The following is a 13224-nucleotide window of genomic DNA, read 5'->3' on the forward strand; positions in this document are numbered from 1 at the left end:
CTAGATATGGTGTCGTCAATCAAAGTCAGCGCGAACTTGGAATTCCTTGATCTGGATTGTCCTTCCGCTTGTATTTCATGGCAGTGTATCGGGTGGCGATACACAACATGGCGGCATCCATGATCAAGAGTTTTCGGCATAAAGGACTGCAACGTTTCTTCGAGACGGGCAGCAAAGCGGGAATTCAGGCGGCACATGCCGCCAAGCTGCGCCTGCAACTGGCTGTGCTCGACCAAGCTGTGCGGCCAGAAGATCTGTCCATGCCTTCATGGCGCCTTCATTCTTTGAAAGGTGATTTACAAGGACATTGGGCTGTTACGGTAAGCGGAAATTGGCGTATGATTTTTGCATTTGAGGGAACCAACGCCATTTTGGTTGACTATCGGGATTACCATTGAAATGATGGAGGATTGACATGACGAGGATGCATAACCCTCCCCATCCGGGCGAGGTCCTCAGAGAATACTTGGGCGACTTGACCATAACGGATGTCGCAGCGCATCTGGGCGTGGGGCGTGTCACGCTGCAACGCATAGTGAACGGCGCAGCGGGTATTTCGCCGGACATGGCTTACAGGCTCGGCGCGGCCTTTGGTACTAGTCCTGAGATGTGGGCCGGTATGCAGCTGCAATACGATCTGTACCAAGCTGGTAAGGTTAAAAGGCCGAAAATAGAATGCATCGTGTCCGTAGTGTCGTAACTCTACCCACTCGGACATAACGAACGAAATCTCTCAAGCGAAAAGACTATATGACTGAACCAGAATCGACAGTGATGGCAATGGTGACGGAAGCAGTTACTAGTTTGCCTGAACCCGTGAAAACAACGCTCTTCAAAGCGTTGAGTAATTTATTGGGTGGACTAACTGCAATCCCAGCTGCGAAGCTCAAGCAGTATGTTAAATCCATTGAGGACACAACGTCCGCTAGATCAATGATCGCAGCAGCAGTAGCTAAGACCGCTGCTGCAGAAGCAATCAACGATCCTGTCTTAATTCAGGCGGCAACTGAAATTTACCTTCCCACTAATCTCCGCAAAGCGAAAAATCGACTAAACGTAGCGCAAAGTGCTGTTAAGCGTTTAGAAGAAACGACGTCGGCGGGTGCCGATGATGAGACCAGACCACTCGATGACGATTGGATGAACAGCTTTTCTCGATTTGCGGAGGATGCGTCGTCGGAAAGGCTACAAGACCTCTTTGGACGTATACTTGCGGGCGAAGTCGTGCGCCCAGGCTCATTTGGACTGGCAACGCTCAGGGCGATTAGCGAACTAGATCAGACTATAGCGAATGACTTCAGCTTAGCGTGGGCTAAGAGTGTCGGCGCCGCAGTCGACTATAGCGCCGAATGGAAGCGAGGCGAGTACTTTTCAAGATGGAAGCGGCTTAGCGAGGCTGGCTTCATGGCACCTACGGAAATTAGCCAATTTTCGCCTGATGTTCACCCCGTCGTTGGCGAGCAATCATTGTGGACGCCAATGAGAGCAGGAAATGTGTGGTTGCTAGTGTACTTTCACCAAAGCTCGTCACAATGGAATCATATTGAGTTCACCCGAGTTGGACGGGAAATCGGAAGCCTACTCGACAGACCAGATTATGAAGCGAATATCCGGCAGGCTACGAATAATTTGTCGCGAAGCGGCCTAACCCGCATAGAGCTGCATTGTTTAGGAAAACCAGAGGAAGTGATTTGGACAGCTGAGTCATGAAAATGTAGTCGTGCGGGGAGGGCAGATAGCGTTGATCTAGCTAGTTATCAAACGGGCTACAATAGCCGCCATCCGGCTGCCGGACATTAATCGCATGGGAGTGTAGATGATTCGTTCCGAACGCCTGACCGCAGAAGTGGAGGGGGACTTTGTGGTCTTCCTGATTGGCATGCGTATCAACAAGCTGTGGAAAATCCACAAGTGGCTGCCGGTCGTGCTGGCCATGCCGAAGATGCTGCGTGAGTTGATGAGCACGCCGGACTCGGGTTTGCTGTCGTTTGAATCGTGGTTTGGGCGCACTACCATCATGGTGCAATACTGGCGCTCGTCCGAGCAATTGCTGGCCTACGCGACCAACAAAGATGCCGAGCACCTTCCGGCCTGGCGGAAGTTCAACCAGGCGGTGGGAACGTCCGGCGATGTCGGCATCTGGCATGAGACTTACAAGATTTCGCCGGGCGCATGCGAGAACGTCTATGCGAACATGCCGCTGTTTGGACTGGGCAAGGCGGGCACCGTGCACCCCGCCACCGGAAAACGCTTCAGCGCGAAGGATCGCTTTAAATAGCCAGCAGACTTGCCCGCCGTCGCCGAGATAGCGGGAATTTTGCAAATGCTTTAAAGTTAACGTCGCCATTTTGATAATGGTTCCGGCCCGACCGGATCAGGGGCGCCATGCATGGTGTCCGTTCTAAGCAGGGATTACATCGCTCACGAGAGGAAGTATTTCATGTCGAACCTTCAAAAGATTGGTGCACTTTTCGAAGCATATGCAAGCAAGAATGTCGCTGCGGTCAGCGATGTCATGGCGGAAGATATCGTCTGGCGCATTCCCGGCCATCACCCTCTCGCCGGCGAGAAACGCGGCATCAGGGAGGTGCTGGCCTTCTTCGATCAGCTTGGAAAAGCCGAGTTTCAAGCTCAGCCCTACGCTATCGCGGAGCAAGGCGACTATGTCATCGACCACCACCGGGGATGGAGTACCGCTGGCAGCGGTCTTGACTTGACCTGGTGCCTGGTCTTCCGATTCGAGCACGGGAAAATCAAGGAAGTGACCAACTTCTGCTCAGACCAGCACAAGGCCGATCTGTTCTTCCATGAGCATTACCGGCTCAAGGCCATCCCCGATCGTCTGGCCGAGTAAATCCCTTATTTGATCAACGCAGCCACCCGCTTGACGAACGCCGGATCAGGTTCGGCATCGAGACGGGTGGTGTCCACCTGCACCGTGCCGCTGGTGTCCAGCAGCGCGATGCGGTTGGTGTGATTGATCTCGCCGCTCTCCAGTATCCGGTACTTGATGTTCAACACAGCCGCCAGCGCGCGCGTCTGGCTGTCGCCGTCGGCTACTACCAGCCGGAACTGCGATGAATCCAACTGATGCATCTTCAGCAGTCCGGACAGCGTGGCCGGCGTGTCGTGGCGCGGGTCGAGGCTGATCATCAGCACCCGCAGCCGCTTGCCGTCCGGCCCCAGCGCGGCCACCGTGCGCTTGAGTGTTTCGATGATGATCGGGCAGGCCGCGTGGCAGTCGCCGTAGAACATGGTGATCAGCACGGGCGTGCCTGCCATGTCGCGCAGGGTGAAGTGCTGGCCGCCGGCGTCGGTCAGCGTGGCGTCGAGGCGGTAGATGGAGTTGCCGGGCAGGCTGGCTGCGGCCGGGGCGCTCCAGGCATGCAGCGGCAGCAGCAGCGCGGCGGCCAGCAGGGCGCGGCGTATGGAGGTGAACTGTTTCATGGTTTGCTTCCTTGATCGTGAGGGGCGGGATCGCGCACGCAGCGGAATCCCAGGTTGGCGCCGTCCTGCCTTGCTTCCATCGCGGACAGCAGGGCCAGGCGCATCAGAATCGCGTAATTGCGGCGGTCGGCCAGCGAGACGGCAGCGCCGCCGCAGTAGTCGAGCATTTTTTGATCGCCGTTGGCGCGGCTGTCGGCGTTGACGAACAGGCCGCTGTAGTCTTCCACCCATTCCCATACCAGGCCGTGCAGGTCGTGGATGCCGAAGTAGTTGGCCTCGCCGGCCGCCACGCTGTGCGGCGGTTGCTTGCCGGCGTCGGCGTACCAGCCGAGGATGTGGGCCAGCCATTCGGCATCGTCGCGGGCGTCGGGGTGGTGGGCGTCGGCGGCGGCGGCGAATTCCCATTCGTACCAGCGCGGCAAGCGGCCGCCTTCGGATTCGCAATAGGCTCGGGCGGCGTACCAGCCGACGTGGACTACCGGTGCGTCGGCGGCCAGCGGCGCGTAGTCGGTGGCGCTGCGCCAGCCGGACAGATAGCTGGGCGCCGCCATCAGCGCCGGCGTCTGGCCGGGCTGCCAGGCCGGCGTGCGTTGAAGGAAAGCCGCGAACTCGGCGTTCGTCACCAGCCGGGTGCGCAGCAGATAGGGCGCCACGCTGGCCGGGGCCGCCACGCCGTCGGCCGGCAGCACGCTGCGCAGCGTGCCGCCGGGGATGGCGCGGTAGTCGGCGTCCGCCGCCATGCCCCTGCCGGCTGGCAGGGCCAGCAGGGCCAGCAGAATCGGCATCAGCGCGGCGCGGGGCTTCATGGCTGGCGCGACTTGCGCATGTCGCGTACCTGGGCCGGCGTCAGCCCAGGCGACCCCTTGTTCAACTCGACGCCGACGTAGTTGATGACGGCCGCGATGTCTTCGTCGCTGAGGTCTTGCGGCGGCATCATGCCGTTGTAGTGCTCGCCATTGACGACGATCTCGCCATTGCGTCCGTTGAGCACGATGTGCGCCATCTCATACGGCCGCTGCTGGAAGAAGTCGGAATTGGCCAGTGGCGGGAACACGCCGGAGACGCCCTTGCCGTCCGCCTGATGGCAGGCCGAGCAGTTGGCGTCGTAGACCGCCTTGCCGCGCAGCTGCTGGGCGCGGTCGGCCGCTGTCGCGACGGGTTTTGCGGCGGGCTTCTCGGCCGGCTTGGCCGCAGCCACGCCGGGCAAGGCTTTCTTGATGCCCTTGCCGTAAATCTCAGGCCGCTCCGGACCGCTGACCGCCATCAGACCGATGGCGCCCTTGTTGAAGGCGCGCGTCAGCGAATGGTCCACCAGCGTCAGGTTGCCAGGCACGCGTGGCGTGAATTCGACGATGGTCGAACCGCCCGACGGCACCATCGTGGTCTGCACATTCTCTTGATAATGGCTGCCGCCCTCGGTGTAGACGCGGTCGAAGATGGCGCCGATCACATGGAAGCTGGATGTGATGTTGGGACCGCCCACGCCGAAGTACATGCGCACTTTCTCGTTGGCCTTGGCGGTCAGCGCATTGGCGCCGGTCAGCGCGCCGTCGGCGCCGTTGAACAGCACGTAGGTAGGTTTTTCATCGATGGCCTTCTGCATGTCGAAACCCTGCAGGCCGGGCGCGCGGTAGGCGCCGTTGGTGTAGAACTCGCCTTGCATCACATAGTATTCGCGGTCCACCGGCGGCATGCCTTCCTTCGGCTCGACCAGGATCATGCCATACATGCCGTTGGCGATATGCATGCCGACCGGCGCCGTGGCGCAGTGGTACACGTACAAGCCGGGCGCCAGCGCCTTGAAGGTGAAGCTGGCCTCGTTGCCGGGCGCGATCAGCGTCTGCGCGGCGCCGCCGCCTGGGCCGGTGACGGCGTGCAGGTCGATATTGTGCGGCAGCTTGTTGTCCGGCAGGTTCAGCAGGTGCAGCTCGACGGTGTCGCCTTCGCGCACCCGTATCATCTTGCCGGGCACCGTGCCGCCGAAGGTCCAGAAGGTGTAGCGGGTGCCGGGGGCGATCTCGCGCTCGACTTCTTCCACCGTCAGGTCGACCACGACCTTGGCCGGGGTCTTGCGGGTGATGGGCGGCGGCAGCAGCGGCGGCGCCAGCAGTTCCTGGGTGATGGTGGGCAGCACCGCCTCGGGGGCGGCGGCCAGGTTGGCGTGGGTCATGGCAAACACGGCGCCGGCAAGGCCGGCCGCGACCAGTTTCAATTGCGTTTTCATTGTTATGTCGCCTTTAGTTGTTGGCGCACTCTCAGTTGAGTGCGCATCCATGCTAGGGGAAGCAAACGGCAAAATCCTTGACCTGGGTTGTCGAATTCGACATTGGCGATGGCGTTAGTGCTCGGTGACGAGGAAGTCGATGATCACATGGCCCGTCACCCGCGATACATAGGCGGCCTGCACGCGCGGGCCGTAGCGGTGCTGGATCTGCGCCAGCAGCGGCAGCGGGTCGTGGTCGTTACAGAAGCGCATGATCTCGCCGGGATTGAGCGCGTCGAGCGCGCCGAAGATGGCGGCGTGGCGCAGCCGGCGCGAGACGCCGCGCGCATCGAAGGGATAGATGCCGTCCGGGACGGTGGGTTGGGAACAATCGTGTGGCATGGTGGACTCCTTGAAATGAAAAGCGGGGCGGCCAGTCAGCCGCCCCGCAAAGAACGATCAGGCGCGGTCTGCGGACACCGCCGCCAGGCGGGCCTTGTTGCCATGCGCCGTCAGCAGGCGCCAGGCGAACAGCGCCAGGAACAGCGTGCCGATGGCGAACACCACGTCACCGGGTACGCGCATCCAGACCAGCGTTTCCATCAGCTTGGAGTGGATCACTTCCGGCGAACGCGCAAACCACATGCCGGTGCTGACGCTGGCCCAGGCCTGGTAGATACCGGCCGGCACCAGCGAGATGAACACCATCATCGCCAGGCCGAGGTTCAGGCACCAGAACATGACCTTGAGCAGGGCGTCGGACCAGGCCAGGCGGTCGCACAGGCCGCGCAGGCAGAACAGCAGCAAGCCGATGCCCAGCATGCCGTACACGCCGAACAGCGCGGCATGGCCGTGGGCCGCCGTCATGTTCAGGCCTTGCATGTAGTACAGCGCGATCGGCGTGTTGATCGAGAAGCCCAGCAGGCCGGCGCCGACGGTGTTCCAGAAGCCGACCGCGATGAAGCACAGGATCGACCACTTGTAGGTACTGACCCAAGGCGCGGCCTTGGAGCGCTGGTAGTTGCGCCAGGCTTCGACGCCGATCATCGACAGCGGCACCACTTCCAGCGCCGAGAACATGGCGCCGATGGCGATCACGAAGGTCGGCGTGCCAGTGAAGTACAGGTGGTGCAGCGTGCCCAGGATGCCGCCGAACAGGAACACGATGGTTTCCAGCACGATGGCGCTGTTGGCGGTGGATGCGCGGATCAGGCCCAGGCGGGTGAACAGCAGCGCGATGACGGCCGTGGCGAACACTTCAAAGAAGCCTTCGACCCACAGGTGCACCAGCCACCAGCGCCAGTATTCGATCATCGAGTAGTGGGTGTGCTGGCCCCAGGTCAGCGAGGTGGCGTAGAAGCCGCCGATGCACAGCGCCGCCAGGAACACCATGACGATCAGGCCACGGCTTTCCGACTTCTTGACCAGTGCCGGCCACAGTGCGCGGCCCAGCAGCGTGACCCAGAACAGCAGGCCGACGAACAGCAGGATTTGCCAGATGCGGCCCATGCTGGTGAATTCCAGGCCCTGGTTGCCGAGCCAGAAGGCGAAGGCATTGCCCTTGTGTTGCAGCGAACCGAGCCAGCCCATGGCGGTCGAGCCGACCACGATGAACAGCAGCGCGTAGAACAGCAGGTTCACGCCCAGCTTCTGGAACTTGGGTTCGTGGCCGGAGATGGCCGGCGCGATGTACAGGCCGGTGGCCAGCCAGGCGGTGGCGATCCACAGCACGGCGAACTGGGTGTGGATGGTGCGGCTGACCACGAACGGCAGGATCTGCGCCAGCGGGTAGCCGAAGAAGCTGTGGCCTTCGACCGCATAGTGGGCGGTGATGACGCCCATGCCCACTTGCGCCAGGATCAGGCCGATGACCACGAAGAAGTACTTCTTGGTCGCCAGCATGGATGGCGTAGGCTTGAGGTTGAACAGCGGATCGGTCTTCGGCGGCACAGGATCGGCTTCTTCCTTGGCGGCCGAATGCACCATCACCATGGCGGCGATGGCGCCTATCATCAGGATGACGCTGGCGATGGACCAGATGCCGGCGCCGGCGCTGGGGCGGTTGTCGATCAGCGGTTCGTGCGGCCAGTTGCTGGTGTAGCTCAGGTCGACGGAACCGGGACGGTCGGTGGCAGCAGCCCAGGCCGACCAGAACACGAAGGCCGGCAAGGCCTTCAGGTCGTCGGGATCGGGCAGCGAATTGGCGTTCATCGCGTACTGTTCGCGCAGATGGTCCAGCGCGCGGTCGTCGCCGAACAGGCTGGTGTAGTGGCTGGCGACTTCGCGCACGGCGGCGGCGCGGTCGGCCGACAGCACGATGGTGCCGGTGGCGGCGTCATAGCTGTTACGGCGCATTTCCTCCTTCAGCCGGGCGTTCAGCGCGGCCTGGTTGGATTTGCTCAGATCGTCGAAGCTGGCGCCGAAATCGCGCTTGGCCCAGATCTGGCGCAGCGCCAGCGCTTCGCGGTGCAGCCAGTCGGCCGACCAATCGGGGGCGACGTAGCTGCCGTGGCCCCAGACGGTGCCGAGCTGCTGGCCGCCGGCCGACAGCCAGGCTTGCTGGCCGCGGTCGACCTGGCCTTCGCCGAACAGCTCGTTGCCGTCGACGCTGGTGATGTGTTTGGGAATGGGCGGCGCCGTCAGGTAGATTTCCGCACCCACCCAGCCGAGAACGGCGAAGGAGAGGGCGCAGATGATGGCGAGCCAGGTCCAGAGCTTGCGTGTGGCGTGCATGGCATGGTTCCTTAAGTTGGCTGATGAGAGGATGGAGCGCGAACCGGCGATGGCCGGATCGACGGAGCCGATTCTAGGCGCGGCGCTTAAACATGTATATTCGATCCCGGTTTTTCTTGATCCAGGTTATGAACAAATATTTTGGATGCATGAATAATGGCGCTGCCCTCTACAACGGAGCCCACCATGCGCCTGACCGCCTTCACCGATTACACATTACGCACGCTGATCTACCTGGCCGGACAGCAGGGCCGGCTGGCGACGATCGCTGAAATCGCCGAGCGCCACGGCATGTCCAAGCACCATCTGACCAAGGTGGTGTACCAGCTGGGATTGACGGGCGTGATCCGCACCGTGCGCGGCCGGCATGGCGGCATAGCGCTGGCGCGCGCGCCGTCGGCCATCCGCATCGGCGAGGTGGTGCGGGCCAGTGAGCCGGATTTCCACATGGCCGATTGCTTCGATGCCCGCCAGTCCACCTGCGTGCATGCGGGGCGCTGCTGCGTGCAGGGCATGCTGGGGCAGGCGGTGCTGGCCTACCTGTCGGCGCTGGATGCGGTGACGCTGGCCGACATCGCTTGTCCGGTCGATGCCGGCGCCGTGCCGGGCCAGGCCCAAGACCTAGTTCTTTTGGCCTAGGCCGCTAGCCTGTTTGGAGTGGCGCTTTGGCCGTCCTGCCGATGGTCGCCAGCCTGCCCAGCGCTTACCCTGATGCCATCCCTATGTCCGTCAGGAGATTCAAAGTGTCTAACAATAACAAGGCCGTCCAGGTACTCGCGAGCAGCACGGTGTCGTTCACGATCTGCTTCGCGATCTGGATGATGTTCGCGGTGCTGGGCATCCCCATCAAAAAAATGCTGGGCTTGAACGAAACCGAATTCGGCCTGCTGGCCGCCATGCCCGTGCTGAGCGGCTCGCTGGTGCGCGTGCCCTTGGGCATCTGGTGTGACCGCTACGGCGGCCGCATCGTCTTCTTCCTGCTGATGCTGGCGACTGTGCCGGCCATCTACCTGGTCGGCCTGGCCACGCAGTTCTGGCAGTTCCTCGTGCTGGGCTTGTTCATCGGCCTGGCCGGCGGTTCGTTCTCGGTCGGCACGCCTTACGTGGCGCGCTGGTTCTCGCGTGAGCGGCGCGGCCTGGCGATGGGCATCTTCGGCGCCGGCAATTCCGGTTCGGCGCTGACCAAGTTCGTCGCCCCGGCCATCATCGCGGCTTGGGGCTGGCAAGCGCTGCCCACCGTGTACGCGGTGACGATGCTGGTGACGGCGCTGCTGTTCTGGGTGTTCTCGGCCACCGATCCATCGCACCAGAGCGGCGCCAGCGTGCCGCTGTCCGAGCAGCTCAAGGTGCTGAAGGACCGCCGCGTGTGGCGCTATTGCCAGTACTACTCGGTGGTGTTCGGCGGCTACGTCGGCCTGGCGCTGTGGATGACCAAGTACTACGTCGGCGAATACGGTTTCGATCTGCGCCTGGCCGCGCTGCTGGCGGCCTGCTTCTCGCTGCCGGGCGGCGTGCTGCGCGCGTTGGGCGGCTGGATCTCGGACCGCTACGGCGCCTACAAGGTGACGTGGTGGGTGATGTGGGTGTGCTGGGTTTGCTTCTTCCTGCTGTCCTATCCACCGACGGCGATGATCGTCAAGACCACCCACGGCGACGTCCACCTGCAACTGGCGCTGACGCCATGGATGTTCACCGCGCTGCTGTTCGTGGTTGGCACCGCGATGGCGATTGGCAAGGCCTCGGTCTTCAAATTCATCGGCGACGATTTCAGCGACAACATCGGCGCCGTGTCCGGCGTGGTCGGCCTGGCCGGCGGCTTGGGCGGTTTCGTGCTGCCGATTCTGTTCGGCGCGCTGCTGGACCTGACCGGCGTGCGTTCCAGCGCTTTCATGCTGCTGTACGGCACGGTCTGCGTGTCGCTGATCTGGATGCATTACTCGTTCCGCCCGACGGCGGCCCCGCAGCCGCTGGCCGGCGCTGTGCCTGCCTGAGCCACAACTATTCAAGGAGAAAATGATGAGCAAATACATGATTAACACCTGGGAGCCCGAAAGCCCCGCCTTCTGGGGCAGCGGCGGCAGCAGCACCGCCAACCGCAACCTGTGGATCTCCATCCCCGCGCTGGCGCTGGCGTTTGCCGTGTGGATGGTGTGGAGCGTGGTGGTGGTCAACCTGCCGGCCATCGGCTTCCAGTACAGCACCAACCAGTTGTTCTGGCTGACGGCGCTGCCCGGCCTGTCCGGCGCAACGCTGCGTATTTTCTATTCCTTCATGGTGCCGATCTTCGGCGGCCGCAAGTGGACCACGATTTCCACCGCCTCGCTGTTGATTCCGGCCATCGGCATCGGCTTCGCGGTGCAGGATGTCACCACCGGCTACCCGACCATGCTGGCGCTGGCGCTGTTGTGCGGATTCGGCGGCGGCAACTTCGCTTCGTCGATGGCCAACATCAGCTTCTTCTACCCGAAAGCGCAGAAGGGTTACGCGCTGGGCATGAACGCAGGCCTGGGCAACCTGGGCGTGTCGGCGGTGCAGTTCGTCGTGCCGCTGGTGATTACCGGCAGCGTCTTCGGCGCGCTGGGCGGCGATTCGCAAAGCGCCACCAAGGCCGGCCACACCACCACGCTGTGGCTGCAAAACGCCGGCTTCATCTGGGTACCGTTCATCGCCGTCAGCAGCCTGCTGGCGTGGTTCGGCATGAATGACCTGGCTTCGGCCAAGGCGTCGTTCGCCGACCAGGCCGTTATCTTCAAGCGCAAGCACAATTGGCTGATGTGCTGGCTCTACACCGGCACCTTCGGTTCCTTTATTGGCTACTCGGCTGGCTTCCCGCTGCTGATCAAGACCCAGTTCCCTGATGTCAATCCGCTGCAATACGCTTTCCTCGGCCCCTTGGTCGGTGCGCTGGCGCGCGTGGTGGGCGGCATCATCTCCGACAAGCTGGGCGGCGCCCGCGTGACCGTGTGGACCTTCGCCAGCATGATCGCGGCGGTGTACGGCGTCATCACCTTCCTGCCGCATGGCGGCACGGGCGGCAACTTTAATGGCTTCTTCTGGATGTTCATGCTGCTGTTCGCCGGTACCGGCGTCGGCAATGCCTCGACCTTCCGCATGATCCCGGTGATCTTCCTGACCGAACGTCAACGCGCCGCAGCAGGCCAACCGGCCGCCGTGCAACAGCAAGCCATCGTCGACGCCAACAAGGAAGGCGCGGCTGTGCTGGGCTTTACCTCGGCCGTGGCGGCCTACGGCGCTTTCTTCATTCCGAAGAGCTACGGCACCTCGATCGCCATGACCGGCGGTCCTGATGCGGCGCTGTGGTGCTTCATCGGCTTCTACGTCAGTTGCATCGCCATCACCTGGTGGTGCTACGCCCGCAAGAACGCGGCCATGCCTTGCTGAACGGAGTCCTATCATGTCATCCGCCAGAGTGATCGCACTGACCCCGTCCGTCGAATTCGACGCGGCGCTGGTGCGCAAGTTGAACCAGATGGGACCGCGCTACACCTCGTACCCGACCGCGGACCGCTTCGACGGCGGCTTCGGCGCGCAGCAGTACCGCGCCGCCGTGGCCGGCGTCGATCCGGCGGCGCCGCTGTCGCTGTATGTGCATATCCCGTTCTGCGCCTCGCTGTGCTACTACTGCGGCTGCAATAAAATCATCACCCAGGACCGCGACAAGGCGGTCGAGTACCTGGACTATCTGTACCGCGAGATCGCGATGCAGGGCAGTCTGCTGTCCGGCCGCCGCCGTGTCGACCAGCTGCACTTCGGCGGCGGCACGCCGACTTATCTGAGCGACGAGCAGATGGGCGACTTGCTGGCGACATTGCGCGGCCAGTTCGAGTTCGCGCCGGATGCGGAGGGCGAGTTCTCCATCGAAGTCGATCCGCGCACGGTGACGCCGGCGCGCATCGCCACCTTGCGCAGCCAGGGTTTCAACCGGATCAGCCTGGGCATCCAGGACTTCGATCCGGCGGTGCAGGAGGCGGTCAACCGCATCCAGTCCTACGAGCAGACGATGGAAGTGTTGCAGGCGGCGCGCGACTGCGGCTTCCGCTCGGTCAGCGTGGACCTGATCTACGGCCTGCCGCTGCAAAGCGTGGCCAGCTTCGGGCCGACGCTGGACAAGATCGTCGCGGCGCGGCCAGACCGTGTGGCGGTCTATAACTACGCCCACATGCCGCAGCTGTTCAAGTCGCAGCGCCTGATCAAGGCCGAAGACTTGCCCGACGCCGACACCAAGCTGGCCATGCTGGGCCTGTGCATCGAGCGGTTGACCGAGGCGGGCTATGTCTACATCGGCATGGACCACTTCGCGCTGCCGGATGACGACCTGGCGCGCAGCCAGCGCGAGGGCAAGTTGCAGCGCAACTTCCAGGGCTATTCCACGCACGCGGATGCACCGATGGTGGCGCTGGGCGTGTCGGCCATCAGCGCGGTCGGCGCCAGCTACAGCCAGAACGAGAAAACCCTGTCGGCCTACTACGAGCGCCTGGACCGGGGCGAACTGCCGATCGCGCGCGGCATCGAACTGAGCGCCGACGATCTGCTGCGGCGCGCCGTGATCGGCCAGCTGATGTGCGATTTCGAGCTGGACTACGCCAGCCTGACGCTGCCGGATGGCGTGGCCGCCGCCGACTATTTCGCCGCCGAGCTGGAACGCCTGAAGCCGCTGGAAGAGGAGGGCTTGCTGTGCATAGGCAGCAAAGGCTTGCGCGTGAAGATGCGCGGCCGTCTGTTGATACGCAATATCTGCATGGCCTTCGACCGCTATCTGCACGCGCCGCGTGTGGAAGGCCCGCAGCCGGTGCGGTATTCGCGAACCATTTGAGGTGGGT

The 13224-nt window shown here is 62.7% G+C and carries 14 protein-coding genes; 9 read left to right on the forward strand and 5 right to left on the reverse strand.

All coding sequences use genetic code 11. The annotated features are described in order from the left end of the window. Nucleotides 1-119 precede the first annotated feature (119 nt). The 5 genes from GEV01_RS01035 to GEV01_RS01055 all read left to right on the forward strand — a co-directional run bounded on the left by GEV01_RS01035 (nt 120) and on the right by GEV01_RS01055 (nt 2854). On the forward strand, nt 120-398 hold the full coding sequence (locus GEV01_RS01035; protein WP_152800867.1) for a type II toxin-antitoxin system RelE/ParE family toxin: 279 nt from the start codon (nt 120-122) through the stop codon (nt 396-398). Nucleotides 399-415: 17 nt separating this feature from the next. Next, the gene (locus GEV01_RS01040; protein WP_152800869.1) at nt 416-700 is read left to right on the forward strand and encodes a HigA family addiction module antitoxin; all 285 of its coding nucleotides are present in this window, start codon (nt 416-418) and stop codon (nt 698-700) included. A 50-nt stretch (nt 701-750) separates the two neighbouring features. Beyond that, nucleotides 751-1710, forward strand: coding sequence for a DUF2806 domain-containing protein (locus tag GEV01_RS01045; protein WP_152800872.1), 960 nt, complete (start codon nt 751-753; stop codon nt 1708-1710). A gap of 106 nt (nt 1711-1816) precedes the next feature. Then, the gene (locus tag GEV01_RS01050) at nt 1817-2278 is read left to right on the forward strand and encodes a DUF4188 domain-containing protein (RefSeq protein ID WP_152800874.1); all 462 of its coding nucleotides are present in this window, start codon (nt 1817-1819) and stop codon (nt 2276-2278) included. Between the two features lie 162 nt (nt 2279-2440). After that, the gene (locus GEV01_RS01055) at nt 2441-2854 is read left to right on the forward strand and encodes a nuclear transport factor 2 family protein (RefSeq protein WP_152800876.1); all 414 of its coding nucleotides are present in this window, start codon (nt 2441-2443) and stop codon (nt 2852-2854) included. Nucleotides 2855-2859: 5 nt separating this feature from the next. Here the strand turns inward: GEV01_RS01055 and GEV01_RS01060 are convergent, their stop codons facing one another. From GEV01_RS01060 to GEV01_RS01080, 5 genes are all read right to left on the reverse strand, one after another. Further along, nucleotides 2860-3447, reverse strand: a complete 588-nt coding sequence (locus GEV01_RS01060) for an SCO family protein (RefSeq protein WP_152800877.1) — start codon at nt 3445-3447, stop codon at nt 2860-2862. Continuing rightward, complete coding sequence (locus GEV01_RS01065) at nt 3444-4253, reverse strand: formylglycine-generating enzyme family protein (protein WP_152800879.1); 810 nt, start codon at nt 4251-4253, stop codon at nt 3444-3446. Before GEV01_RS01065 ends, GEV01_RS01060 begins: the two co-directional genes overlap by 4 nt. Then, nucleotides 4250-5617 (reverse strand): copper-containing nitrite reductase, encoded by a 1368-nt coding sequence (nirK, locus tag GEV01_RS01070; protein WP_235914227.1) that lies wholly within the window; start codon nt 5615-5617, stop codon nt 4250-4252. Before nirK ends, GEV01_RS01065 begins: the two co-directional genes overlap by 4 nt. Before the next feature lie 168 nt (nt 5618-5785). Further along, nucleotides 5786-6052 carry a DUF2249 domain-containing protein gene (locus tag GEV01_RS01075; protein WP_152800883.1) on the reverse strand — a complete coding sequence of 89 codons (267 nt, stop codon included), beginning with the start codon at nt 6050-6052 and terminating at the stop codon, nt 5786-5788. A gap of 57 nt (nt 6053-6109) precedes the next feature. Next, entirely contained in the window at nt 6110-8383 is a 2274-nt protein-coding gene (locus GEV01_RS01080) for a nitric-oxide reductase large subunit (protein ID WP_152800885.1), read from the reverse strand. A gap of 186 nt (nt 8384-8569) precedes the next feature. On the opposite strand from GEV01_RS01080, the gene GEV01_RS01085 reads away from it, so the two are divergent. From GEV01_RS01085 to hemN, 4 genes are all read left to right on the forward strand, one after another. After that, complete coding sequence (locus tag GEV01_RS01085) at nt 8570-9022, forward strand: RrF2 family transcriptional regulator (RefSeq protein ID WP_152800887.1); 453 nt, start codon at nt 8570-8572, stop codon at nt 9020-9022. A gap of 83 nt (nt 9023-9105) precedes the next feature. Beyond that, on the forward strand, nt 9106-10374 hold the full coding sequence (locus tag GEV01_RS01090) for an MFS transporter (protein WP_152800888.1): 1269 nt from the start codon (nt 9106-9108) through the stop codon (nt 10372-10374). 25 nt (nt 10375-10399) lie between these two features. Then, entirely contained in the window at nt 10400-11785 is a 1386-nt protein-coding gene (locus GEV01_RS01095; RefSeq protein ID WP_152802252.1) for a NarK family nitrate/nitrite MFS transporter, read from the forward strand. 13 nt (nt 11786-11798) lie between these two features. After that, nucleotides 11799-13217 carry an oxygen-independent coproporphyrinogen III oxidase gene (hemN, locus tag GEV01_RS01100; protein WP_152800890.1) on the forward strand — a complete coding sequence of 473 codons (1419 nt, stop codon included), beginning with the start codon at nt 11799-11801 and terminating at the stop codon, nt 13215-13217. Nucleotides 13218-13224: the final 7 nt, after the last annotated feature.

The organism is Rugamonas rivuli (genome assembly GCF_009380165.1).
Taxonomy (GTDB): Bacteria; Pseudomonadota; Gammaproteobacteria; order Burkholderiales; family Burkholderiaceae_D; genus Rugamonas; species Rugamonas rivuli.

Bases quoted from the DNA above. Each gene is read 5' to 3' on its own strand.
- GEV01_RS01085 (WP_152800887.1), top strand. From the start codon at position 8,570: ATGCGCCTGACCGCCTTCACCGATTACACATTACGCACGCTGATCTAC.
- GEV01_RS01050 (WP_152800874.1), top strand. From the start codon at position 1,817: ATGATTCGTTCCGAACGCCTGACCGCAGAAGTGGAGGGGGACTTTGTG.
- GEV01_RS01080 (WP_152800885.1), bottom strand. From the start codon at position 8,383: ATGCACGCCACACGCAAGCTCTGGACCTGGCTCGCCATCATCTGCGCC.
- GEV01_RS01035 (WP_152800867.1), top strand. From the start codon at position 120: ATGATCAAGAGTTTTCGGCATAAAGGACTGCAACGTTTCTTCGAGACG.
- hemN (WP_152800890.1), top strand. From the start codon at position 11,799: ATGTCATCCGCCAGAGTGATCGCACTGACCCCGTCCGTCGAATTCGAC.
- nirK (WP_235914227.1), bottom strand. From the start codon at position 5,617: ATGACCCACGCCAACCTGGCCGCCGCCCCCGAGGCGGTGCTGCCCACC.
- GEV01_RS01090 (WP_152800888.1), top strand. From the start codon at position 9,106: ATGTCCGTCAGGAGATTCAAAGTGTCTAACAATAACAAGGCCGTCCAG.
- GEV01_RS01095 (WP_152802252.1), top strand. From the start codon at position 10,400: ATGAGCAAATACATGATTAACACCTGGGAGCCCGAAAGCCCCGCCTTC.
- GEV01_RS01075 (WP_152800883.1), bottom strand. From the start codon at position 6,052: ATGCCACACGATTGTTCCCAACCCACCGTCCCGGACGGCATCTATCCC.
- GEV01_RS01055 (WP_152800876.1), top strand. From the start codon at position 2,441: ATGTCGAACCTTCAAAAGATTGGTGCACTTTTCGAAGCATATGCAAGC.
- GEV01_RS01060 (WP_152800877.1), bottom strand. From the start codon at position 3,447: ATGAAACAGTTCACCTCCATACGCCGCGCCCTGCTGGCCGCCGCGCTG.
- GEV01_RS01040 (WP_152800869.1), top strand. From the start codon at position 416: ATGACGAGGATGCATAACCCTCCCCATCCGGGCGAGGTCCTCAGAGAA.
- GEV01_RS01065 (WP_152800879.1), bottom strand. From the start codon at position 4,253: ATGAAGCCCCGCGCCGCGCTGATGCCGATTCTGCTGGCCCTGCTGGCC.
- GEV01_RS01045 (WP_152800872.1), top strand. From the start codon at position 751: ATGACTGAACCAGAATCGACAGTGATGGCAATGGTGACGGAAGCAGTT.